General features: G+C 55.5%; 20 protein-coding genes and 1 pseudogene. 10 read left to right on the top strand and 11 right to left on the bottom strand.

The annotated features are described in order from the left end of the window. Window position 1: 1 nt before the first annotated feature. A pseudogene (gene fliR / locus N6P30_RS16625) lies at window positions 2–794 on the top strand (flagellar biosynthetic protein FliR); the annotation flags it as partial. Between the two features lie 287 nt (window positions 795–1,081). Then, complete coding sequence (gene rcsA, locus N6P30_RS16620; protein WP_008500313.1) at window positions 1,082–1,705, top strand: transcriptional regulator RcsA; 624 nt, start codon at window positions 1,082–1,084, stop codon at window positions 1,703–1,705. A 107-nt stretch (window positions 1,706–1,812) separates the two neighbouring features. On the opposite strand, the gene dsrB is transcribed toward rcsA, so the two are convergent. Then, a complete protein-coding gene (gene dsrB, locus N6P30_RS16615; RefSeq protein ID WP_008500312.1) occupies window positions 1,813–2,001 on the bottom strand; it encodes a protein DsrB in 189 nt (62 codons plus the stop codon). A gap of 136 nt (window positions 2,002–2,137) precedes the next feature. Here dsrB and yodD point away from each other — a divergent pair, with 136 nt between their 5' ends. Both yodD and N6P30_RS16605 read left to right on the top strand, forming a co-directional pair. Continuing rightward, on the top strand, window positions 2,138–2,365 hold the full coding sequence (yodD, locus tag N6P30_RS16610) for a YodD family peroxide/acid resistance protein (protein ID WP_008500310.1): 228 nt from the start codon (window positions 2,138–2,140) through the stop codon (window positions 2,363–2,365). A 301-nt stretch (window positions 2,366–2,666) separates the two neighbouring features. Next, window positions 2,667–3,467 carry a mannosyl-3-phosphoglycerate phosphatase-related protein gene (locus tag N6P30_RS16605; protein ID WP_023293872.1) on the top strand — a complete coding sequence of 267 codons (801 nt, stop codon included), beginning with the start codon at window positions 2,667–2,669 and terminating at the stop codon, window positions 3,465–3,467. On the opposite strand, the gene dgcQ is transcribed toward N6P30_RS16605, so the two are convergent. From dgcQ to N6P30_RS16590, 3 genes are all read right to left on the bottom strand, one after another. Further along, the gene (gene dgcQ, locus N6P30_RS16600; RefSeq protein ID WP_021241391.1) at window positions 3,452–5,152 is read right to left on the bottom strand and encodes a cellulose biosynthesis regulator diguanylate cyclase DgcQ; all 1,701 of its coding nucleotides are present in this window, start codon (window positions 5,150–5,152) and stop codon (window positions 3,452–3,454) included. The genes N6P30_RS16605 and dgcQ overlap by 16 nt on opposite strands. 73 nt (window positions 5,153–5,225) lie before the next feature. Then, complete coding sequence (locus N6P30_RS16595) at window positions 5,226–5,408, bottom strand: YodC family protein (protein ID WP_008500307.1); 183 nt, start codon at window positions 5,406–5,408, stop codon at window positions 5,226–5,228. 78 nt (window positions 5,409–5,486) lie between these two features. Then, the gene (locus tag N6P30_RS16590; RefSeq protein WP_008500306.1) at window positions 5,487–6,398 is read right to left on the bottom strand and encodes a DUF808 domain-containing protein; all 912 of its coding nucleotides are present in this window, start codon (window positions 6,396–6,398) and stop codon (window positions 5,487–5,489) included. A 178-nt stretch (window positions 6,399–6,576) separates the two neighbouring features. Between N6P30_RS16590 and yedA the strand changes: the two genes are divergently transcribed. After that, on the top strand, window positions 6,577–7,491 hold the full coding sequence (yedA, locus tag N6P30_RS16585; RefSeq protein ID WP_021241392.1) for a drug/metabolite exporter YedA: 915 nt from the start codon (window positions 6,577–6,579) through the stop codon (window positions 7,489–7,491). Here yedA and N6P30_RS16580 read toward each other — a convergent pair. From N6P30_RS16580 to N6P30_RS16570, 3 genes are all read right to left on the bottom strand, one after another. Then, window positions 7,463–7,954, bottom strand: coding sequence for a very short patch repair endonuclease (locus N6P30_RS16580; protein WP_008500303.1), 492 nt, complete (start codon window positions 7,952–7,954; stop codon window positions 7,463–7,465). The two genes, yedA and N6P30_RS16580, sit on opposite strands and share 29 nt — an antisense overlap. Further along, window positions 7,935–9,350: a DNA cytosine methyltransferase gene (locus N6P30_RS16575; protein WP_023293871.1), complete on the bottom strand. Its 1,416-nt coding sequence runs from the start codon at window positions 9,348–9,350 to the stop codon at window positions 7,935–7,937. The genes N6P30_RS16580 and N6P30_RS16575 overlap by 20 nt, the downstream gene beginning before the upstream one ends. Before the next feature lie 61 nt (window positions 9,351–9,411). Then, window positions 9,412–10,113 (bottom strand): phosphohydrolase, encoded by a 702-nt coding sequence (locus N6P30_RS16570; RefSeq protein ID WP_023293870.1) that lies wholly within the window; start codon window positions 10,111–10,113, stop codon window positions 9,412–9,414. A gap of 284 nt (window positions 10,114–10,397) precedes the next feature. Here N6P30_RS16570 and ompC point away from each other — a divergent pair, with 284 nt between their 5' ends. Next, window positions 10,398–11,540: a porin OmpC gene (ompC, locus tag N6P30_RS16565; RefSeq protein ID WP_023293869.1), complete on the top strand. Its 1,143-nt coding sequence runs from the start codon at window positions 10,398–10,400 to the stop codon at window positions 11,538–11,540. 57 nt (window positions 11,541–11,597) lie between these two features. Here ompC and N6P30_RS16560 read toward each other — a convergent pair whose 3' ends face one another. After that, window positions 11,598–12,461, bottom strand: coding sequence for an N-acetylmuramic acid 6-phosphate etherase (locus N6P30_RS16560; RefSeq protein ID WP_023293868.1), 864 nt, complete (start codon window positions 12,459–12,461; stop codon window positions 11,598–11,600). A gap of 165 nt (window positions 12,462–12,626) precedes the next feature. Between N6P30_RS16560 and N6P30_RS16555 the strand changes: the two genes are divergently transcribed. Together N6P30_RS16555 and dcuR are read left to right on the top strand one after the other, a co-directional pair. Next, window positions 12,627–14,243: a sensor histidine kinase gene (locus tag N6P30_RS16555; RefSeq protein ID WP_023293867.1), complete on the top strand. Its 1,617-nt coding sequence runs from the start codon at window positions 12,627–12,629 to the stop codon at window positions 14,241–14,243. After that, entirely contained in the window at window positions 14,240–14,959 is a 720-nt protein-coding gene (dcuR, locus tag N6P30_RS16550) for a two-component system response regulator DcuR (RefSeq protein WP_008500296.1), read from the top strand. Before N6P30_RS16555 ends, dcuR begins: the two co-directional genes overlap by 4 nt. Here the strand turns inward: dcuR and N6P30_RS16545 are convergent. After that, the gene (locus N6P30_RS16545) at window positions 14,940–15,902 is read right to left on the bottom strand and encodes an FAD:protein FMN transferase (RefSeq protein WP_008500295.1); all 963 of its coding nucleotides are present in this window, start codon (window positions 15,900–15,902) and stop codon (window positions 14,940–14,942) included. The two genes, dcuR and N6P30_RS16545, sit on opposite strands and share 20 nt — an antisense overlap. Before the next feature lie 94 nt (window positions 15,903–15,996). Continuing rightward, window positions 15,997–18,777, bottom strand: coding sequence for a flavocytochrome c (locus N6P30_RS16540; RefSeq protein WP_023293866.1), 2,781 nt, complete (start codon window positions 18,775–18,777; stop codon window positions 15,997–15,999). Window positions 18,778–19,387: 610 nt separating this feature from the next. On the opposite strand from N6P30_RS16540, the gene N6P30_RS16535 reads away from it, so the two are divergent. Then, window positions 19,388–20,896, top strand: coding sequence for an anion permease (locus tag N6P30_RS16535; RefSeq protein ID WP_008500292.1), 1,509 nt, complete (start codon window positions 19,388–19,390; stop codon window positions 20,894–20,896). 52 nt (window positions 20,897–20,948) lie between these two features. Further along, complete coding sequence (fumA, locus tag N6P30_RS16530; RefSeq protein WP_023293865.1) at window positions 20,949–22,598, top strand: class I fumarate hydratase FumA; 1,650 nt, start codon at window positions 20,949–20,951, stop codon at window positions 22,596–22,598. On the opposite strand, the gene N6P30_RS16525 is transcribed toward fumA, so the two are convergent. Continuing rightward, the gene (locus tag N6P30_RS16525) at window positions 22,587–23,519 is read right to left on the bottom strand and encodes a LysR family transcriptional regulator (RefSeq protein ID WP_050582417.1); all 933 of its coding nucleotides are present in this window, start codon (window positions 23,517–23,519) and stop codon (window positions 22,587–22,589) included. The genes fumA and N6P30_RS16525 overlap by 12 nt on opposite strands. Between the last annotated feature and the right edge of the window lie 65 nt (window positions 23,520–23,584).

Genomic DNA, 23,584 nt, shown 5'->3' with positions numbered 1-23,584 from the left:
GATGCTGCACTTCACCAGCGACCAGTGGGTTCAGTGGCTCGGCGTCTATTTTTGGCCGATGCTGCGCATCATGGCGCTGATCTCTACCGCCCCCATTCTCAGCGAGAAATCGATCCCCAAGCGTGTCAAAGTGGGGCTGGGCATCATCATCTCCATTATCGTCGCCCCGTCTCTTCCGCCAGTGGATATTCCGATCTTCTCGGCGAATGCGGTATGGGTGGCCCTGCAGCAGGTGATGATTGGCGTCGCCGTTGGCTTTACCATGCAGCTCGCCTTTGCCGCGGTGCGTACCGCGGGGGAACTGATTGGCCTGCAGATGGGGCTATCGTTCGCCACGTTTGTTGACCCTGGCAGTCATCTCAACATGCCCGTGCTGGCGCGCATTATCGATCTGCTCGCCATGCTGCTGTTCCTGTCGTTCAACGGCCATCTGTGGCTTATCTCCATGCTGGTGGACACGTTCCATACGCTGCCGATTGGCGAAAATCCGGTGAACAGCAATGCGTTTCTGGCGCTCACCCGCGCGGCGGGGCTGATCTTCCTCAACGGGCTGATGCTGGCGCTGCCGATCATCACCCTGCTGCTGACCGTCAACCTGGCGTTAGGTTTACTCAACCGAATGGCACCGCAGCTTTCGGTGTTTGTCATTGGTTTTCCGCTGACGCTGACGGTCGGAATTTTATTAATGTCATTACTGATGCCACTTATCGCTCCCTTCTGTGAACATTTATTCGGCGAGATATTCAACCTGTTAGCGGATATTGTCAGCGAACTGCCACGTAAATAATAGCCCGCACTGTTGTTACTGTCTTTCTGAGGATATTCCTAAAATAAAACGCGAAAAACATCTTCCAGGATATATCTGACGCGGTTTAATTGTTTCTAACCACCTCACAATACTTAATATTTACTTTACTTTAAGAAGATTCCTGGCAAATTATACGTAACTTTACGGGATAGTGAGTCCGCCTGAAAGTCTTTGTCATGCTCACAGGTTTATTATTTTTTTCCATCCCGTATGGCTGTTTTGAGCTCTCAGGCAGATGGTGAATTATCGTTACGCATTGAGTGAGGGTATGCCATGTCAACGATCATTATGGATTTATGCAGCTACACCCGGCTAGGGTTAACCGGGTACCTGGCAAGCAGAGGGGTAAGAAAGAGAGACATCAACGATGCACACACCGTTGACGAACTCGCAGCCGCTTGTGACGAACTTAAACCAGGCGTGGTGTTTATTAATGAGGACTGTTTCATTCACGATCCAGCCAACAGTCAGCACATTAAGCAAATCATTAATCAGCATCCAAAAACCCTGTTTATTGTTTTTATGGCCATCGCGAATATCCATTTCGATGAGTATTTGTTGGTCCGTAAAAATTTATTGATCAGTTCTAAATCGATTAAACCCGAGTCGCTGGATGACATTTTGGGTGATTATTTGAATAAAGAAGTTAAAAATGTAGGAGCGGTTAACTTACCCACCCTATCATTAAGCAGGACTGAATCAAGTATGCTGCGAATGTGGATGGCGGGACAAGGAACTATTCAGATCTCCGACCAGATGAATATTAAAGCGAAAACCGTTTCATCACACAAAGGAAATATTAAACGGAAAATTAAAACGCATAATAAGCAAGTGATCTACCACGTGGTACGCCTGACCGATAATGTGACGAACGGGATTTTCGTCAACATGCGTTAGTCGCTTAAGAAAAGACCCTGTGCACCCTACCTTTGATCTCTGGCCTGGCCAGAGATTTTTGCTTTTACAGCGGGTGTCGGGCACGCAATGTGCTACCCGACGCCGTGCTAGTCTGCTTTCTCAACAAAAATACCGTCCGGATGCCCCAGTTCGTTAAAAAACCAAATGCCGAGCGGGTAGTCTTCCAGTGATACCAGGTACATTGTACCTTCGCTAAACTCTTCAATTGCCAGCACCACACCCGGGCGGCGCGGCCCACCGTCCGTTTTAACGGTTACCCGATCGTTGACCTTCATACATTCCTCCTCTGGTTTTGAGCCAGTGTAGAACAAAACGCAAAAACGCACATCGCCGCCCGGCGTGAATGGCGTTTTTATGCACAGGCTATACTTAACCCTGGACACGTTTGCAGGTTGAAAGAGGAGTCCCGCAATGAAGACCGATAAAGAGTACAGCGATACCATCAAGCGCGAAGTCGAGGTGGATGTCGATGCCCTGCTGGCCGCCATCAATGAGATCAGCGAGTCAGAAGTCCGCCGCTCGGACGACAATTCGGACCGCGTCATTGTCAACGGAAGGGATTATCACACCTATCGCGAGCTGGCCGAGGCCTTCGAGCTCGATATTCACGACTTTAGCGTGTCGGAAGCCAATCGTTAGGGCGAAAAAAATCCCGGTCATGGGGATGACCGGGATCAAAACTTGCTTATGCAAGAAGCACTTGAAAATTCGTTACACCAGGAAATCTGATGTACATGCCACACTATCCCCAACGAATTTGTCTGACAAGCATATATTCTTAGGATGAATATAATATTTTTAACATAATGCTTTTGGTTATGAGCAATAACATACGCCGAATGCGGGTTTGCCAGGGAATACTCTCATTTCTCCGGTTAACAATTCGGATATTTTTTAGGAATTTTCTTAGAGCGAAACGCATCCGTCACCGGGAGTCACTATGCCTTCACTGCGGGATACCTTGCTGATTTTTTCCGACCTGGATGGCTCGTTGCTGGATATTCATACCTATGACTGGCAACCCGCCATGCCCTGGCTGGACAGGCTGCAGGATAACCAGATTCCGATCATTCTCTGCAGCAGCAAAACCGCGGCAGAGATGCTGGATATTCAGCAGGATCTGGGGCTGGAAGGCCTGCCGTTTATTGCCGAGAACGGCGCGGTGATTCAGCCTGACGTGCGCTGGGACACTATCCAGCGTCAGATTAGAGGGATGACGCACCGGGATATTCGTCCGCGGATCGAGCAGATTCGCCTGCAGACGGGCTTTAAATTCACCACCTTTGACGATGTGGATGAGCACGTTATTAGCGAGTGGACCGGACTGACGCGCTACCGTTCGATGCTTGCCCGCAAGCACGAAGCCTCCGTCACGCTGATCTGGCGCGATACCGACGAGAACTTGCTCCAGTTTGACGAGGAACTGGCGCACAGCGGCCTGCAATGCCTGCAGGGGGCGCGCTTCTGGCATATTCTGGACGCCCGCTGCGGTAAAGACGTGGCGGTTAACTGGCTGATTGAACGGTATCGCGAGCAGGAAGACATAGAACCCACCACGCTAGGGCTCGGCGACGGTCCCAACGATGCGCCGCTGCTCGACAGCATGGACTTCGCGGTGGTGATCAAGGGGATTAACCGCCAGGGCATCACGCTACGGGACGATAACCCCGCGCGGGTCTATCACACCCAACAGCCCGGGCCTGCGGGCTGGCAGGAGGGGCTGGATCATTTCCTGTCCTGATCCCGCCACACGACCCGGTTACGCCCGCTCTGCTTGGCCTGATACAGCCGGGCGTCCGCCACGGACTGCAGCTGTTCAAAATCGTAATTGCCCGTTTCATCCGCGCTGCTGACGCCCAGTGACGCGCTGATGCGCAGGGTTGTGCTCTTCTTCACCAGGATCTCCTTACTGTTGATTCGGCAACGAATGCGTTCGGCGACGCCTCTCGCCTCCTCCAGACCAAGACCGGGAAGGACCACACAAAACTCTTCGCCACCGACGCGTCCGGCCACGTCATTCTTGCGTAACGCGCTGGCAATCACGCCTGCCGTATGGGAAAGCACCTTATCACCGGCCTGATGGCCGAAACGGTCGTTGATGTTTTTAAAATAGTCGAGATCGATCTGAATCACCGAGAACGGCAGAGACTGCTGACGACAGGTTTCCGCCAGCAATTTTGCTCGGTCGAACAGCGCGCCGCGATTATTCAATCGGGTCAGCGGATCGTGCCAGGCCTGCCACTGGAGCGAGTGCTGAAGCGTATACATGTTACTCACCATCCGACGGATCACCAGCCACGAGATCAACAGCATGGCGGTAAAGAGCGCCCACAGCAGCGCCAGCACAATGCTGATACTGCCGAAGTCGTCCTGTACCCCTTCGTGCAGGGTGTGGATCCGCAGGACGACGCCATCGAAATGATCGAGCCGCTCCCAGGTGATAAACCGGCTCCCGAGGCGGATACCGCCGCCGGTATCATGCTCAATCGCCTGGGCAATCTGCGCCGTTTCGCGTTCGTCAAACTGGTTAACCGGGCTTCCCGCGTGGGCTGAGGTAGCAATCATATTAAGCCGGGTATCGTACAGCTGATACTCCCCCTCCGTCCGGTCTTCCGTCGCGTCGGTCAGCAAACGCTGCATCGTGTCTAATGTAAAATCCATCGCCACGACGCCGTACCAGTAATGATCGAAATAGATGGGGACGCTGGCGGTGATCGTGCGTTCATCCCCGGTCCAGGATGAAGGCGTGGAGATAAACCAGCGCACGGCGCGGGCGCGGTTGTTACGCTCTGACTGCTGGGTAAACCAGGACTGCGTGACCAGATTATAATAGCGGGCGGTAATATCACCCGCCCGATCCGGCGTATCCGTGGAAAGGAAAAATCCGGCGCGGGAGACGTAGATCACCCGCGCTTCCGTTTGCGCTCTTGATGACGCCAGCCTGAGCAGATACCCCACTTCGAGCGCGGCAGAAATTTCATGACTGATGCGCTCAGCGTCCCGGTTCAGAAGCGTGGTTTTATCCACGAACGCATCCGAGACCCCGTTGATGGGAAGGGTGCGCTTTTTATCAACGGCGAGCTGCCAGGTGGGGAGCATGCGGACGGTGTTAAAGCGTGACACCGCATCCTGTAGGACATCAAAGGCCAGCGGCGTCTCGATTGCATCATGCATGCCCTGGCGGAATAACAGCATCCTGTCGACGCTGTTCTGTAACTGCCTGTCCAGCGAACTGGCCACCGTATCCAGATGGTTGCGCTGGCTGGAGATGTACGCCTCTTCCAGCACCACCACCTCACGCCAGGTCAGGAGCGTGGAAAACACCAGAACGATCAGAAAACAGAGATTAACAATCCGCCCCGGATTGCTACGCTTATGCAGCCATTGCAAAAAAGTTTGTCTTACAACAAAGGTATCGCGCTGCACACACACTCCCTGATTACTGCTCTATACCCGAAACCTGAGATAAAAACGCCCGGCAAAGCCGGGCGTTATGTGATTAAGCCTTGTCCCGTTTGTGCTGCCCGTCCCCCGGCTGAAGCTCATCTTCACGGAATGCTTCCCGCTTGATGCTATAGCCATCGTGCCACCGGCATTCCACCATTCCGCTGGAATACCCGGTGACGATCATACGTGGGCCGCCCTTTTTAGGCTTAACTTCATCACTGACCAAAAAGACCATACCTGCCTCCTGTATCAGGGTGAAACTGTTTCAATTTAGACGAGGAATGGTCTTTTTGCATCCTGCCGACGGTAACAATTAGTGCGACGTGCCGCGAATTTTCTCAACCAGCTTCACCGCCGCAACGACGATAGCGCCAATGATAAAGCCCAGCACCAGGTTCAGCAGCGTGGGCAGAATCGCCGCGATAACGGCCCCCTGCGTGGAGGAGAAATGTTCGATGGCATGGTGCAGCGGCGCAATGCCGTGAACCACAATTCCGCCGCCTACGAGGAACATCGCCAGCGTGCCCACCACCGATAAGCTCTTCATCAGCCAGGGCGCCAGCACCAGCAGGCTTTTGCCGATGCCTCTTGCCACCGCGCTCGACTTTTCTTCCAGCCAGTAGCCAATATCGTCCAGCTTGACGATCAGTCCCACCAGACCGTACACGCCCACGGTGACCAGAATCGCGATGCCGGAGAGGATCAGCACCTGGTTCAGAAGCGGTGCGTCAGAGACAATCCCCAGCGTAATCGCGACGATTTCTGCAGACAGAATAAAGTCGGTCCGAATGGCGCCTTTGACCTTATCACGCTCGAAGGTTTTCGGATCCTGCGCGGCCAGCGCTTCAAGACGCTGCTGGCGCACCTCCGGCGTATCGCTCTGCTTGCGCGCGCTAAAGGAGTGGAGCACCTTCTCCACGCCCTCGAAGCAGAGAAATGCCCCACCGATCATCAGTAACGGCGTGATGGCCCAGGGGATAAAGGCGCTGATCAGCAGCGCCAGCGGCACCAGGATCACCTTATTCAGGAAAGAACCTTTCGCCACGCCCCACACCACCGGCAGTTCACGGTTTGCCCTCACCCCACTCACCTGCTGCGCGTTAAGCGATAAATCATCGCCCAGCACGCCGGCGGTTTTCTTCGCCGCCAGTTTCCCCATCACGGAAATGTCGTCCAGTAGGGTGGCTATATCATCCAGCAATGTTAATAAGCTACTTCCTGCCAAAATCTTAATCCTTCATTTTTTGGTAATTAAGTGAATAGTATGGAGCAAAAGCGCAAACCCGGAAACAGGCACCTTACGTCAACAAAAAATTCACATCAGCTACACAATTAAAGGGCTCGCCAGCGCGATAGTTTTCGCGTTTACTATCAGCGACCTTTTTATTTCGACGTGAGGGATTATGCGTTTCCGGCAATTGCTACCGCTCATCGGGGCACTCTTTTCGCTGTACATCATCTGGGGCTCAACCTACTTTGTCATTCGCATCGGCGTGGAAAGCTGGCCGCCGCTGATGATGGCGGGCATCCGCTTCCTTTCGGCGGGTATCCTGCTGCTGGCCTTCCTGATGCTGCGCGGGCATAAGCTTCCCCCGCTGCGCCCGATGCTGAATGCCGCCCTGATCGGCCTGCTGCTGCTGGCAGTGGGGAACGGGTTTGTGACGATTGCCGAGCACCAGAACGTCCCGTCCGGGATCGCCGCCGTGGTCGTTGCCACCGTACCGCTGTTTACCCTCTGCTTCAGCCGTCTTTTCGGCATCCGCACCCGCAAGCTGGAATGGCTGGGGATTGGGATTGGGCTGGCCGGCATTGTTCTGCTCAACAGCGGCGGCAACCTGAGCGGGAATCCGTGGGGCGCGGTGATTATCCTGATCGGCTCGATGAGCTGGGCGTTCGGCTCCGTCTACGGGTCGCGTATCGAACTGCCGACCGGCATGATGGCCGGTGCGATTGAGATGCTCGCCGCGGGGATTGTCCTGCTTCTGGCCTCCACCCTGACGGGAGAAAAGCTGACCGCGCTGCCGGACCTGTCGGGCTTTCTCGCGGTAGGCTACCTGGCGCTGTTTGGCTCTATCATCGCCATTAACGCCTATATGTTCCTGATCCGCAACGTCTCACCGGCGGTCGCCACCAGCTACGCCTACGTTAACCCGGTCGTGGCCGTGCTGCTCGGGACAGGGCTGGGAGGAGAAACGCTCTCGCCTGTGGAATGGATTGCTTTAGGGATCATCGTGTTTGCTGTCGTGCTGGTCACGCTGGGCAAATATTTGCTGCCGGCAAAACCGGTGGTCACGCCTTGTGAGGTGGAGAAACCGTAAGCAGGTGAATACCCTGGGTGTCGATCTGCGCGGTCTGACCGCCGCCGCAGATCCACTCTTCCAGCCGTTCGCGCAGATCGGTATCGTTCAGCTTTAGTCTGCCTCTCAGCGCACACTCCCAGACGATCAGCACCCGCCAGCCCTGCGCAATAAGCATTGAAAGATCCCGTTTGTCACGCTCGACGTTCTTGCCAATCTTATCCAGCCAGAAATCGGTGCGCGTCGCGGGGACTTTAAACAGGTAGCAGTCGTGATGGTGCCAGAAGCAGCCGTGGGTAAAGATGATGCACTGCCAGGCGTCGAGGACGAAATCGGGACGACCCGCCAGGGCGGGATCCTGCACGCGAAAGTCAAACCCTGCCTGCGTCAGCAGCGCGGCCAGGCGCTTTTCAATGGCGGTGTCACGCGTGCCGATGGCACGCATGTTTTTACTGCGCGTGGCCTTATCGTGAACGTCCGTCATTGACGGCCTCACTCTGGCGTAGCGCCACCGCCTGTCTGATGCGCGGAGCCAGCAGTTTTGCGACAGCCGCAAACGCGGGAACGACGACCGAGTTACCAAACTGGCGGTACGCCTGGGTGTCTGAAACCGGAATGCGGAAACCGTAGCCTTGCGGCGTTTCAAAGCCCATCAACCGGGCGCATTCCCGCGGCGTTAAGCGCCGTGGGCGATGACGCTGGTTGTGCGGATCGTCGAAATCTTTTTCACCCAGCGCTTTGTCCCAGCCTCTGTCGATCAGGATTTCCGCACCGTCTTTATAGTAGCGAGCAGACAGCGTGCGGGTGACGCTGTGCGGATCGTTCGGGTTGACCATCCCAAAACCGAAGCCGTTGCCTTTCGCCTGATGCTTCTTGGCATAGCGGTAAAGGTATTTCCACAGCACCGGGGTAAGGATAAATTTCGCGTCGACGACCGGTTCCAGCAGGTCGGCCACGGTAGGACGGCGCTCGGGATACAGAGAAGGAATATCCCGCAGGGTGAAATCCCCTTTCAGATTGAGATCGCGGCGGAAGCCCACCAGCACGATACGTTCGCGATGCTGGGGCAGGAAATGTTTCCCATCAATGATTTTAGGATCGTCCGCGCCCATGTCCTCTGAATCGGCCACGTCATAACCCAGCTCATCCAGCGTTTGCATTATAATGCGGAAGGTTTTCCCGCCGTCGTGGCTTTTTAAGTTTTTGACGTTTTCCAGTACAAAAATGGCCGGACGACGGGCGTCAATAATGCGCGCCACGTCAAAAAACAGCGTTCCCTGCGTATCGCAGGCGAAACCGTGGGCGCGTCCGAGGGCATTCTTCTTGGAGACGCCGGCCAGCGAAAAAGGCTGGCACGGGAAGCCGGCCAGCAGCACGTCATGCGCGGGGATCGTCTGACGAATATGCTCGGCGGCCTGCTCATCGCTCACGCCGCTTTTATGGCTCAGGGTGACATCGCGAATATCGGCGTTGAAATGATGCTCGTGCGGGTCGCAGTACCAGTTGGCCTTATAGGTCCGCACGGCGTGCTTGTTCCACTCGCTGGTAAATACGCACTGTCCGCCGATAGCTTCAAAACCGTGCCGAATACCGCCGATACCGGCAAACAGATCGATAAACCGGAAGGCATAGTTCGGGTGCGCGGCAGAAGGTCGCGGAAGCAGGTTTTGCAGATAACGAAACTCGCCTTCACTCAGGCGACGCCCTGCTCGCTCGCTGGTCAGCAGACGTTTAAGGATCGCCGGGCTCCAGTGGCTTTCGCCGTGCGCCACCAGCAGACTGGCCAGCGTTTTAGCATCATAGATATCCAACAGCTGGCGCAGTAAGGCCTGCACCGTTGCCGTTGATTTCTCAGCCTGCGCGGGCGCGGGCTCTTTCACTGCTCGATTTTCCTGCATTCTTTTAACCGGAGAGTAAAGACTGGGAACAGATTACCACAGTTCAGTTGCGCAAACTGCGACGGAAGTGGCTCAGCACCTCGCTATCCAGCCCGAGGCAGTCGCCATGTAATTCGGCGCTGAGTTTCGCCATAAACTGGATCAGGAAATCGGCATTGTGACGTGCCAGTTCGCGGCCCATTTCCGTCTGCATTGTATCAGGCAAACGCAGCAGCTTGGTCTGAAAATGGTCGAGGGCAAATGCCCTATCGTCGAGAGGGCGCGCATCGGCAAAGGGATCGTCCGCGTCAAATAGCGGCACGCCCAGCGCGCCCGAGACGGCAAAAACGCGCGCCAGGCCGATAGCACCTAACGCTTCCAGCCGGTCAGCGTCCTGCACTATTTTGGCTTCCATACTCTGCGGCGCGATTGAGGCGCTAAAGCTGTGCGCCTCAATCGCGTGCGCGACGGCGGCAATATGCTCTGGCGGAAAGTCCGGAAAGTCGCGGCGCAGAATGTCGCTCGTCTTACGCGCGGCGAGCCTTGACGACTGACTGCGTTCGGGATGATTTTTCGGCAGGCTGACAATATCGTGAAAATAGCATGCGGCCAGAATCACCCGCGGCTCGACCGCGTGGTGAACCATGATTTTTTGCGCCGTCATCCAGACCCGTCGAAAATGCGAAATATCATGTGCGGTATCGTCGTTCTGATGATTTTCCTTGAGCCAGCGCTCAAAGCCATGCTGCCACCGGGCCAGTTCCATCGTCATGTCCTGTTGTTAAAAAGAGGATGAATTATAACATAGCCAAATTAAATAAATTAAAAAATAGAAATGCGAAATATTTAATAATAATTACACCTTATAAATTCAATTAATTAATTCACCGGAAAAATAAAGAGATTTATAGAAATAATTTGAAATATTTCATCGAATTTTATTACATTTATTTTTGAAACTAAATCACATCTCCTGGAATAGTATCAACCCTGTAATTACGGAGGGTAATTACATATATTCATATAAATTATCTTTAAAGGGAATATATAATGAAAAGAAAAGTTCTGGCAATTCTTGTACCCGCGTTATTAATGGCAGGCGCAGCAAATGCGGCTGAAATGTACAACAAAGACGGCAATAAAGTTGACCTGTACGGTAAGGTCGACGCGCGTCATACCTTCTCTGACAACCCTGGCGACGACGGCGATGAAACCTATGTACAGATTGGTTTCAAAGGCGAAACCCAGATCACTAACGACCTGACCGGTTACGGCCAGTGGGAATATAAAACCTACGCTAACGATACCGAAGGCGCGGGTGATAAATCCTTTAACCGTCTGGCATACGCTGGCCTGAAATTTGGCGAATACGGTTCATTTGATTATGGCCGTAATTACGGCGTCGTGTACGACGTTGAAGCGTGGACCGATATGCTGCCTGTATTTGGCGGTGATTCCTACAACTGGACTGATAACTTTATGGTTGGCCGTACCAACGGTGTTGCGACCTATCGTAATAATGATTTCTTTGGTCTGGTTGATGGCCTGAACTTTGCGCTGCAGTATCAGGGTGCTAACGAAGGTGCTAACGCTAACGAAGATCAGGAAGGCACTAAAAACGGTCATAAAGACGTACGCTTCCAGAACGGCGACGGCTTCGGTATGTCCACCTCCTATGACTTCTCTGGCGATCTGTCCGGCCTGAGCCTGGGTGCGGCGTACTCTTCTTCTGACCGTACCAACGATCAGGTTGCCTACGGCAAAGCCGCAGAAAGCATCGGTTTTGCGGGTGGCGAAAAAGCTGAAGCCTGGACCGTTGGCGCGAAATACGACGCAAACAGCGTTTACCTGGCGATGATGTATGCGGAAACCCGCAACATGACGCCAATCGGCAACGTTGGTATCGCCAACCAGACTCAGAACTTTGAAGCGGTTGCACAGTACCAGTTCGACTTCGGTCTGCGTCCTTCCCTGGCATGGGTTTACTCAAAAGGTAAAGATCTGGACGGTAAAGGATTCAATCAGGATCTGGTTAACTACATCGACCTGGGCATGACCTACAGTTTCAACAAAAACTTCTCCACTTATGTTGATTATAAAATCAACATGCTGGACAACGATGAAGCGCTGTATGACGCATACGGTATTTCCACCGACGACATCGTTGGTGTGGGCATGACCTACCAGTTCTAACCTCTAAAAATACCAAAGGCCGCATCTGCGGCCTTTTTTATTTCTTAACGGTACGTATTACGGCGCTTCCTGCAGCGCCACGCGGATAAACCCGTTATTCTGCGCCAGCAGCTCATGAGCTTTCCACGCATCCAGCCCTGTCAGCACCATCAATACCGCTGTTTTACAGTGATGGTTACAGCTCTCCAGCGCCGCTTTTGCCTCCGCCCGGGAGCATCCCCCCGCTTCCATTACAATGGCGATTTGACGTTCGGCCCATTTGGTGTTGCTTGCCTCAAGATCCACCCGCAGGTTGCTGTATACGCGCCCGGTTCTGACGGCCAGCCCGGTAGCGATCATCGAGAGGATCATTTTTTGCGCGATCCCCGCTTTGGTGTTGAGGTAGCCGGCCACCACATCGGCACCCAGTTCGGGGGCTATAACCATACTCGCCAGCTGCGCGGCTTCACTTTGCGCATCACCGGTAATCACGGCGACCGGCGAACCCAGCGACCATGCATGCCGCATCGCTCCCCAGACCCACGGCGTTTTTCCGCTGACGGTCACGGCCAGCATCATATCGTGTTCACCAAATTTAATGGCCTGCAGGTCGGAAACGCCGCGCTCGTAGCTCCCTTCCCCCTCTTGTGCCGTTACGGCCATCACAGGGGTTTTGCCCGGCGCATACTCATCGGCAACCTGTTGCGCGACACGACCAGACGGCCCCGCCCCGACAATGACCAGGCGACCACCGTGATTGAGGGTCGCGGCAGCGTTATCCACCGCACGGGCAATCGTCTGTAAACAAGGGGTGATAGCAGCAGAAATGAGTGCATCATCCTGGTGAATGACTTTCAGCATGTCCAGCGTGGACAATCTATCGATATTCATCGTGCTGGCGTGCCGTCTTTCCTTGACCGAACCGGTAAGCATAATGCTCATAAACAGCCTCCTTATTATGAGTACCCACACACTATAAAGTGTTTTATATAGATGACCTGCGAGGAGGGTCACGAAAAGAGGACCAAATCCACGCTTTTACATGGCTTTAAGAAAAGCGCGTCATCGGCGATAATTACCCTCTTACTTAATCATCGCGGAGTGTTGATGAGCGATTTGCAGCCTTTCCTTCCGACGCGCAAGCGCCCCATGAAACTCAATACGCTGGTCACGCTGATGGTGTGCGCGATTATCGGTTCAGTTCTGCTGGTGGTTTTTGCGCTCTACTCGGTGCAGATCACCCGCGCAACGCGCGATGATGTCAAAGACACCGCGCTCGGCATTGCCCGCACCCTCGCCGACAGCCCCGAGATCCAGCGCGGCCTGATGCAGGCACCGCAGGAGAACATTATTCAGCCCATCGCCCAGGCGGTGACGAAGCGAAACGATCTGCTGTTCACCGTGGTCACTGATATGCGCGGGATCCGCTACTCTCACCCGAATGAGGCGCTGCTGGGGCTGCATTTTATCGGTGACGATTTAACGCCCGCGCTGGAAGGCAAAGAGAACGTATCGGTTAACCGGGGCGCGCTCGCCGAAGCGCTGCGCGTTTTTACGCCCGTCTACGACGCGCAGCACGAGCAGATTGGCGTGGTGGTCGTCGGAATCTCCCTCAATAAGGTTGAAGAGCAGATCGCTCGCGGGCGGCTAAACGCCGTCTGGACCATTTTGTTCAGTATTTTTATGAGTTCTATGGCGATTTGGGGTCTGGTGCGGGTTCTGAAGCGCATTCTGTTCGGGCTCGAACCCTACGAAATCTCCGCCCTGTTCGAACAGCGCCAGGCGATGCTGCAGTCGCTCCGCGAGGGTGTTCTGGCCGTTGATATACACGGACGCGTGACGATGATTAATCAGACCGCCAGAGAAATATTGCTTCTCCCCTCCGGCAAGCAGACCGAAAACACCAGCGCGCCCCTGCTGGCCAGCCTGCGTGACGTCTCGAAGACGGGCGTCGCACGCCAGGATCAGGAGATCAGCTGCAACGGTCGGCTATTGCTGTGCAACATGGTCCCCGTGAAAAGTCAGGATCGGGTGATCGGCGCCATCACCACCTTCCGTGATAAAACGGAAGTCAGCCAGCTGATGCAGCGTCTGGACGGCATGGTTAACTACGTTGATGCCCTGCGCGCCCACACCCACGAGTTTATGAATAAACTGCATGTGATACTCGGCCTGCTGAATATTAAGCGCTACGACAAGCTGGAAGAGTACATTCTCCAGACGGCACATCATTACCAGACGGATATCGGTACGATACAGAGCAAGGTAAAATCCCCGGTGGTTGCCGGCTTCCTGCTGGGTAAAATCAACCGGGCGAAAGAAGCGGGCGTCACCCTGACGCTGGCGGATGAAAGCCAGATACCGGATACCGCAAGTGAAGAGCAGGTCGCGGTGCTGATCACCGCGCTGGGCAACCTCATTGAAAACGCGCTCGACGCGATGGAAGGACAGCAGGAGGGCGAGATCGGCCTGCTGCTGCATTATCAGAATGGCTGGCTCAGCTGTGAAGTCAGCGACGATGGCCCCGGCATTGATCCCACTCAGCTGGAGTCTATTTTTACAAAGGGCTTCTCAACAAAAGGTGAAAACCGCGGCGTTGGGCTGTTCCTTGCTCGCCAGCAGATTCAGAACCTTGGCGGCGATATCTCCGTCGAGTCTGAGCCCGGCGTATTTACCCAATTTTTTGTTCACATCCCCTGGGATAGCGAGAGGAAAATCGCGTGATAAATGTGTTAATTGTCGATGATGACGCCATGGTAGCCGACCTCAACCGTCTGTATGTCAACCGTGTTGAAGGCTTTAGCTGCTGCGGCGTCGCCTCCACGCTAAGCCAGGCCGAGGCCATCATTAATAACCCCAGCCAGCCCGTCGATCTGGTGCTGCTGGATGTCTATATGCAGCAGGATAACGGGCTGGATCTGCTGCCCGTGATTCGCGCATCCGGCCGCCCAATCGACGTGATCATGATCTCCTCGGCCGCCGACGCCGCGACGATCCAGACCTCCATCCATTACGGCGTGGTGGATTATCTGATAAAGCCGTTCCAGTTCCCGCGCTTTGAAGAGGCGCTGAACGGCTGGAAGGCCAAGCACAGCCTGATGGGGTCGCACCAGTATTACGAGCAGGCGGACGTCGACCGGCTGATCCACGGCGGGGCGCCGGAACTGGCGGACAGCAAAAAGCTGCCGAAAGGGTTAACGCCGCAAACGCTGCGCACGATTTGCCAGTGGATTGACGCTCACCCGGAGACGGAGTTTTCCACCGACGATCTGGCAAACGCGGTCAATATTTCCCGCGTGTCCTGCCGCAAATACCTGATCTGGCTGGCACAAATCAATATTCTGTTCACCAGCATTCACTACGGCGCCACCGGGCGTCCGGTGTATCGCTACCGTCTCCAGCCGGAGCAAACGGGCCTGCTCAAGCAATACTGTCAGTAACGCGGTAGGTATCATCCAGCAGGGTAAAGCGGAAGTGGTGTGCTGAAGAGAACACCACTTCTTTTGTTTTGGTCACAAAGATGGCCTCAATGTCGGGGCGCGCACGCAGTGCGGCACAGCCCTTCTCCACGCCCATGCCGTACATCAGCGTGGTCCAGATATCGCCGTCGATGGAATCTTTCGAAATGATGGTCACGCTGTCCAGTTCGTTGTCCAGCGGATATCCGGTGCGCGGATCAAGAATGTGGTGATAGCGTTTGCCGTCTTGTTCAAAATAGCGCTCGTAGGTTCCCGACGTGACGACGGACACGTTCTCAACGATCATCGTGCCAATCAGCGCATCTCCGGCGAACGGTTTTTTCAGCCCGACGCTCCAGCCCCCTTCCGGCGAGCCTAACGTCTGAATGTTGCCGCCGAGGTTAATCAGCCCCAGCTCCGCGCCCTCTTTATGCAGGTAATCCCGCACCCGGTCGGCGATATAGCCTTTGGCAATCGCCCCCAGATCGATCTCCATCCCCGCTCTGGTCAGAAACACGCTGCTGCTGGCCTCGTCAAGGAGAACATCCTCGGGCCGGGTTATCGCCAGCAGCGACGCGATTTCATCGGCAGGCGGAACGCTGTCCCCCTGAAAGCCAATCTTCCAGCGCTTCACCAGCGGACCGATCGCCAGATTAAAGGCGCTGTCCTTGAGCAAGCTTGCCGCTTTTGCACAGCGGATCAGATCAAACACCGGCCGACTGACGGTGACCGGATGCTGGCCCGCCGCATGGTTAATGTCCATCACCTGCGAGTGCGCGCGGTTGACGGTGAGCAGGTCTTCATACTGTTTGATCAGGCGAAACACGCGGGACGCGAGGGCTTCGTCATGGGAGAAGAGTTTCAGGAGGATGGGCGAGCCCATCAGAACGGCGGAGTAGCTGTAAACGCGATGGCTATCAGGCATGGCAGGAGTCCTCAGAAGTAGCCCCGGCAAGCTCCGCGCCGCCGGGGAAAATGCCGGATAGCGCTGTGCGTATCCGGCCTGGGAAGCAGGTGCCTTACATCTTTTTCGAACGCAGAGCCGCCTGATGTCCTGCAAGGGTACCAAAAATGATGATATCTGCCACTGCGTTACCGCCGATACGGTTGCCGCCGTGGATCCCGCCGACCACTTCACCGGCCGCAAACGCACCTGGCAGCACGTTGTGGTTGCTGTCCAGCACGCAGGTTTCGGTGTTGATGGTCACGCCGCCCATGGTGTGGTGCACGCCCGGTGCAATCTGAATGGCGTAGAATGGCCCTTCATTGATTGGCGCACGCAGCGCGGTGGTACGTCCAAAGTCGTCATCGTGCTGTTTTTCAACGAAACCGTTGTAACGTTCCAGGGTCGCCAGGAAAGCGTGGTAATCCATGCCGAGCGCTTCCGCCAGCGCTTTTGGCGAGCTGGCGCTGGTCACGAAGCCTTTAGCGATGTACTCATCCGCGGCTTTGTTTTTGGCGCGAACATGCTCGTCAAAGACGATGTACGCGTATTTCTCCGGCAGGGCGATGATTGACGCCGAGACTTTATCGCGGGTCGACATTTCGTTGTAGAAGCGTTCCCCTTTCTGATTGACCAGAATCGCCCCGCCGCCGCGGATGGATTCGGAAATCAGGTACGAGGTTTTCTGCTCAACGGTTGGGTGGATCTGGATCTCGCCCATATCAACCGTACCTGCCCCGATACGCTCCAGCAGCGCGATGCCGCCGCCGGTCGCCCCTTTGTGGTTGGTGGTAACGAACCCTTCCAGGTCAGGGCGGTATTTCACCACCATCTGGCTGTTAGCGCTGAAGCCGCCGGTGGCGACAATCACGCTTTTCGCTGCCACGGTGAGGGTTTCGTTCTCTTCGGTGGTCAGGCGCACGCCGGTCACTTCGCCGTTTTCGAAGATGATGTCGCTGACGGAGGTATCCAGCATCACCTCGATGTTGCGTTTGTTGACGTTACGCACCAGGCCGCTGATCAGGTAGCCGCCGACCGCTGAGCCGTCTTTTGGACGGTGGGTACGGTCAATGCTCATCCCGCCGGTGGTGGTGATGTCGTTCAGCATGATGCCGCGGGTTGCCAGCCATTCAATCGCCTGCGGCGCGTTCTCAACGAAGCGGTGCAGCAGTTCCGGGTTGTTCTTGTTGCCGCCACCTTTCAGGCTTTCCTGGTAGAACAGCTCTTTGCTGTCCTGAATGCCCTTCACGCGCTGGAAGCGGGTTTCTGCGGCGTTCATCCCGGCAGAGGCTTTAATGGTGTTGCCACCGATGGTTGGCATTTTCTCAACAATCAGCACGCTCGCGCCTTCGTCGTGCGCCTGAATCGCCGCCGCCAGACCGGCGCCGCCGCTGCCGACAACCACCACGTCCACGCTGCGGGTTTCGTTCGGGTCAACGCCCTCTTCCGCGGCCAGCGCTTTGCTGGATTTCAGCATCGCTTTAGAGACCGCTTTCTTCACCGCCTCGCTCTGGCTGGTGGCGCCGGTGATGGCATCAACGTGCGGGGTGTTGGCATCCAGAATGCGGGTGCGGATCTCTTCAAAGCTGGTGACAAACTCAACGTCTTCGCTCGGGCCAGAGGCCAGCTCGATGTCTGCAATGCGGTCAGTTTCCAGACTGACGTTAATCACCAGCTCGTTCGCGTCGTCCTGCACCTTCTCAGTAAACATGCCCGGTTTGAATTTCGATTCGCCCATGCTCATGTCGCGGATCATCGCTTCCACCAGCGAGAAGCGCCACAGCGGCTCAGGAATGTTCAGCGCCTCGCGCTGGGTGCTGTCCATAAACAGCTCCAGGTTTTCCCCTGCCGCGATGCGGTCGGTCCAGTCCGGGTAAGCGATGGTGGCACGGCCAACGGCAATCAGGTCGTAACCGTGGTCCAGCGCTTCATTGGCATCGGCGGCATTCACCACGCCGCCCACGCCCATCACCGGTACCTGAGCCAGCGTTTCAGAACGCATCGCGCAGTATTTTTCGATCAGCGGCGTCGGGTCCTGGGTGTCAACAATGGAAGGACGCAGGGTCGCGCCGACGGAGAAGTGGAGGTAGTCCACGCCGCGAGCCGCCAGTTTTTCCAGCAGGTACATGGTGTCTTCAAAGCGGATGCCCGGCACTTCAAGCTCTTCAGGAGAGAAGCGGTAGCCAATAATAAAGGCGTCGTCCGCGTACTGGCGCACCATTTTGTGGGTGATATCCAGTACTGCCAGCGGGAACTTCGCGCGGTTGTCGCGGCTGCCGCCCCACTCGTCATCGCGCTGGTTAGAGTTTGGCGAATAGAACTGCTGAATCAGATAGGTGTTTGCCCCGTGGATTTCCACGCCGTCGAAGCCGGCCTGGATGGCGCGGCGCACCGCTTCACCAAACTTGCCGATCATGCCTTCCACTTCTTCGCCAGTCAGTGCCACTGGCGTTGCTGCGCCCTCACGCGGCGCGGCAACAGCGCTTGGGCCAACCGGCGTACGGCCACCGATCAGTTTCGGGTCGACCATGCGGCCGCCGTGGTAGATCTGCAGCAGGGCTTTAGATCCTTTGGATTTGATCGCCTCCGCGATTTTCGCCAGCCCGGCAATTTTCTCATCATTATCAATCCCGATCGCGCCCGGGAAGGCGAGACCGAGATCGTCGACGAAGCAGCACTCCACAATGATGGTGCCGATGCTTCCGGAACGGGCACGATAGTACTCCACCAGTTCGCTGGTGACGGTGCCGTCGTAATAGCCGGTGCAGGTGGTCATAGGGGCCATTAACAAACGGTTTTTCAGTTCAGTGCCATTCGGTAATGTGAAGGGGCTAAGAATACGTTCGTTAGTGCTCATAATTGAAACTCCAAACTTTTTAAAATTAAGAATTCGTTATCGGATTGATTTTTTAGTTCGTCGTTATTTGCCGATGTCATGATATTAATATAATGATTTTTTTAGTTTCTAAAGTTATTACGTTAGTTAAAAAACTATTTAATCCCTGCAATAACACAATTAACACATTGGTGTTAGCGAATGTCATTTAGCCATTCACAATAATTTAAAATTCGTTAAATAATGATTGGTAAAACCACTTCTCCAAATCACTAAAAAAACCAAACAAAACAAACATATATAAAATCACAGAAAATAAAAATGTTACAAAAATGATAAAATAAACCAATAAAAAAGGGAATACCCACATACGCCAGAGTGGTTATTAATAAAAGCATAAAAATAACGCTGCAATTCTATTTTTTTGATCGCGATCAATAGTTATGGCATCCAAAAGCGCAATATAAAAACATCATCAATTTTTAATTTAGCGCCTCCATAAAAGCGTTAAATTGCTATTACTGAAAATACAAAATCGCACCTTTAATAACTAAAAAAAGCAAAGAAACTTAAGAAAGCAATTTTGACTTTTCAGTGCGACCGAATTTTTGACAACTTAAGACGTGAAACTATGAATACAAAAACTGCTGTAACGCCCCCTGTGGCGAACCAGGCATCAAATGGAAACGCAAAACGTCTGCTGATGATGGCACTGCCCGTCATCGTCGCCGTACTGCTGCTGTTTGTTCCGGTACCGGAAGGCCTGCCTCCTTACGCGTGGCACTATTTCGCTATCTTCGTTGGCGTGATCGTCGGTTTGATCTTCGAACCGCTGCCGGGCGCGGTGATCGGTCTCACCGGCGTGGTCGCCATTGCGCTGTGCAGCCAGTGGGTGCTGTTTAGCCCTGAACAGCTGGCTGATCCGAAATTCAAGCTGGCGGGCGCCTCCTTTAAATGGGCGGTGAGCGGGTTTGGTAACTCTACCGTCTGGCTAATTTTCGGTGCCTTTATGTTCGCCGCAGGCTATGACAAAACCCGCTTCGGCCGCCGTCTGGCGCTGATTCTGGTGAAATACCTCGGCCGTCGCAGCCTGACGCTCGGTTACGCGATTACGTTTGCTGACCTGCTGCTGGCACCGTTCACCCCGTCCAACACCGCGCGCAGCGGCGGGACCATCTACCCGATCATCGCTAACCTGCCGCCGCTGTACGGTTCTAAACCGAACGACCCAAGCGCGCGTAAAATTGGTTCGTACCTGATGTGGGTGGCGATCACCGCGGCCTGTATCACCAGTTCAATGTTCCTCTCCGCCCTCGCGCCGAACCTGCTGGCGCTGGCGCTGGTGAAAAGTACGGTTGGGATTGATATCTCCTGGGGCACCTGGTTCCTCGCCTTCCTGCCTCTGGGTATCCTGTTGATTCTGGCTATGCCGCTGCTGGCCTACTGGTTCTACCCGCCAGAAGTGAAGGTGAACAACGAAGTGCCGCTGTGGGCGACCCGTGAGCTGGAAAAACTGGGCAAACTGTCCCGCAACGAAATCCTGCTGCTGGTGTTCGTGTGCTGTGCGCTGCTGATGTGGATCTTCGCCGCCGCGTGGATTGAACCCGCTATGGCTGCCCTGCTCATCGTCGGCCTGATGCTGTGGACCGGCGTGCTGGAGTGGAACGATATCACCGGTAACAAAGCCGCGTGGAACACCTTCGTCTGGTTCGCCACCCTGGTTGCGCTGGCGGACGGCCTCTCCTCTACCGGCTTTATCAGCTGGCTGGGTAAAGAAGGTGGTCTGTTAATGAGCGGTATCTCTCCGGGCGTAGCGACCATCGTCCTGCTGCTGGCGTTCTACCTGCTGCACTACCTGTTTGCCAGCACCACCGCGCACACCACGGCGCTGCTGCCAGCGATGCTGACCATCGCCTCCACCATTCCGGGCATGAATATGGAAGTGTTCGTTCTGCTGATGGTGACCTCGCTGGGCGTGATGGGGATCATCACCCCGTACGGCACTGGCCCAAGCCCGATCTACTACGGTAGCGGCTACCTGCCAACCAAAGACTACTGGCGCCTCGGCACTATCTTCGGTGCCATCTTCCTGGCGGCCCTGCTGCTGATTGGCTATCCGTGGATGTCCATGATGTTCTGATTCCTGACCGCCGGACTTCTCCTCCGGCGGTTTTATTTTTTTGGAGCAAGCTATGTCAAACAAACCGTTTTTTTATCAAAACCCCTTCCCACTGGCGCACGACGACACCGAATACTATCTGCTGACCAAAGAGCACGTTTCCGTTGCCGACTTCGACGGTCAGGAAGTCCTGAAAGTCGAGCCAGAGGCGCTGACGCTGCTGGCGCAGCAGGCGTTCCACGACGCTGCGTTTATGCTGCGTCCTTCCCATCAGAAGCAGGTCGCCGCCATTCTTAACGACCCGGAAGCGAGCCAGAACGATAAGTACGTTGCCCTGCAGTTCCTGCGTAACTCTGAAATCGCCGCTAAAGGCGTGCTGCCAACCTGCCAGGATACCGGCACGGCGATCATCATGGGTAAAAAAGGCCAGCGCGTCTGGACCGGCGGCGGTGACGAAGCGGCCCTGAGTCAGGGGGTGTACAACACCTACATTGAAGACAACCTGCGCTACTCCCAGAACGCGGCGCTGGATATGTATAAAGAGGTGAACACCGGCACCAACCTGCCGGCGCAGATTGACCTCTACAGCGTTGACGGCGATGAGTACAAATTCCTGTGCATGGCAAAAGGCGGCGGTTCTGCCAACAAAACCTATCTCTACCAGGAAACCAAAGCGCTGATCACCCCGGCGAAGCTGAAAAACTATCTGGTTGAGAAGATGCGCACTCTCGGTACCGCGGCCTGCCCGCCGTACCATATCGCGTTCGTGATCGGCGGCACCTCGGCGGAAGCCACGCTGAAAACCGTGAAGCTGGCCTCCACGCGCTACTACGACGCGCTGCCAACGGAAGGTAACGAACACGGCCAGGCGTTCCGCGACGTTCAGCTCGAACAGGAGCTGCTCCAGGAAGCCCAGAACCTCGGCCTCGGCGCGCAGTTTGGCGGGAAATACTTCGCCCACGACATCCGCGTGATCCGCCTGCCGCGCCACGGCGCCTCCTGCCCTATCGGCATGGGGGTCTCCTGCTCCGCGGACCGCAACATCAAAGCGAAAATCAACCGCGACGGGATCTGGATTGAGAAGCTGGAGCACAACCCGGGCCAGTACATTCCTGAATCACTGCGCCAGCAGGGTGAAGGCGACGTGGTTAGCATCGATCTGAACAAGCCGATGAATGAGATCCTGGCGCAGCTTTCCGCACACCCGGTCTCTACCCGCCTGTCGCTGAACGGGACCATCATCGTGGCGCGCGACATCGCCCACGCGAAGCTGAAAGAGCTAATCGACAACGGTGAGGAACTGCCGCAGTACGTCAAAGATCACCCGATCTACTACGCAGGCCCGGCCAAAACGCCGGAAGGCTACGCGTCTGGCTCCCTCGGCCCAACCACGGCAGGGCGCATGGATTCGTATGTGGACTTACTGCAGTCCCACGGCGCGAGCATGATCATGCTGGCGAAAGGCAACCGCAGCCAGCAGGTGACGGACGCCTGCCATAAGCACGGCGGCTTCTACCTGGGCAGCATCGGCGGCCCGGCGGCGGTGCTGGCGCAAAACAGCATCAAGAGCCTGGAGTGCGTGGCGTATCCTGAGCTGGGCATGGAAGCTATCTGGAAGATCGAGGTCGAGAACTTCCCGGCGTTTATCCTGGTGGATGACAAAGGCAACGATTTCTTCCAGCAGATCCAGAACCAGCAGTGTAAAGGCTGTTCACAGCGCTGATTGCTTCCATACATCCGGCAAGAGCGACAGCGTTTCAGCGATTGTGCTGCGCTTGTCGCTCCCCGGCTTCCAGATGGTGACCATCGTCTGACCAATCCCCTGGCTGCCCACTTCGGTGTGCAGCCTTTTTACGTTTTGCCACTGCCCGGCGTGAAAATGCGTCGGTAAGAATCCCCAGCCGCAGCCGCGCTCCAGCAGACCGCGCAGCATCTCCGGCTCATTGGTAAAGAGGGTATGCCCGGAAATCTGCAGGCGGCGCGCCACCGGCTCGTCCGAGGCGGGGTGCATGACGACCTGAGGTACCAGGGAGAGATCGAGCAGCGACAGAGGGGAAGCACTGTCCGCAAACAGCCCGCTGGCGGCATAAAAATCCATATCGATGGCCCCCAGGGCACGCCACTCCATGTCGTTGCCCACGCTGCGGTTGCGCGCCTGGCAGATGGCCAGATCCGCGTCGTTATTCGCCAGCAGCCGTTCCGATTCATCCCGCGAGGCGCAGATAAGGCTCAGGCGGATTTTTCGCACCGCCATTTCAGCAATCACCCCGTGCAGAAAGGCTCTGGGCGTAAAAGGATCGTAGACCAGCGTCAGGTCCTGCGTCGCACCGTGCGGCACCTCTCTGGCAAACGCCTCAAAGGCTTTTACCTGCCGCATCAGGAGGTGCGCCTGGCGCTGAAGCTGTTCCCCTTCGGGCGTGAGCCGCAGGGTGCGGCCGTCGCGAATAAACAGCGCGTAGCCCAACCCATCCTCAATAAAATCAACCAGATCGCGAAGCGTCGTGCGGTCCTTCTTCAGCGCCACCGCGGCTTTACTGAGGCTCCCATTCTCGGCCACGGCGGTAAATGCCTCGAGCTGTGCAAAAGAGTAAATCAGTCCCGCCACGCTACGCTCCCTCTGTTTTTTTGGGGGATTTTCCCCCATTACGCGTTTTTTATTATAGCCCCGGGGTTTTTAAACTGAAGCCGTTCTTGACCTGTAAGAGACGG

The sequence above is a fragment of the Enterobacter sp. PL1 genome, from assembly GCF_945957325.1.
Taxonomy (GTDB): Bacteria; Pseudomonadota; Gammaproteobacteria; order Enterobacterales; family Enterobacteriaceae; genus Enterobacter; species Enterobacter roggenkampii.
Note: the sequence above shows the minus strand (reverse complement) of the source record. Positions and strands in the feature narration are given on the sequence as shown.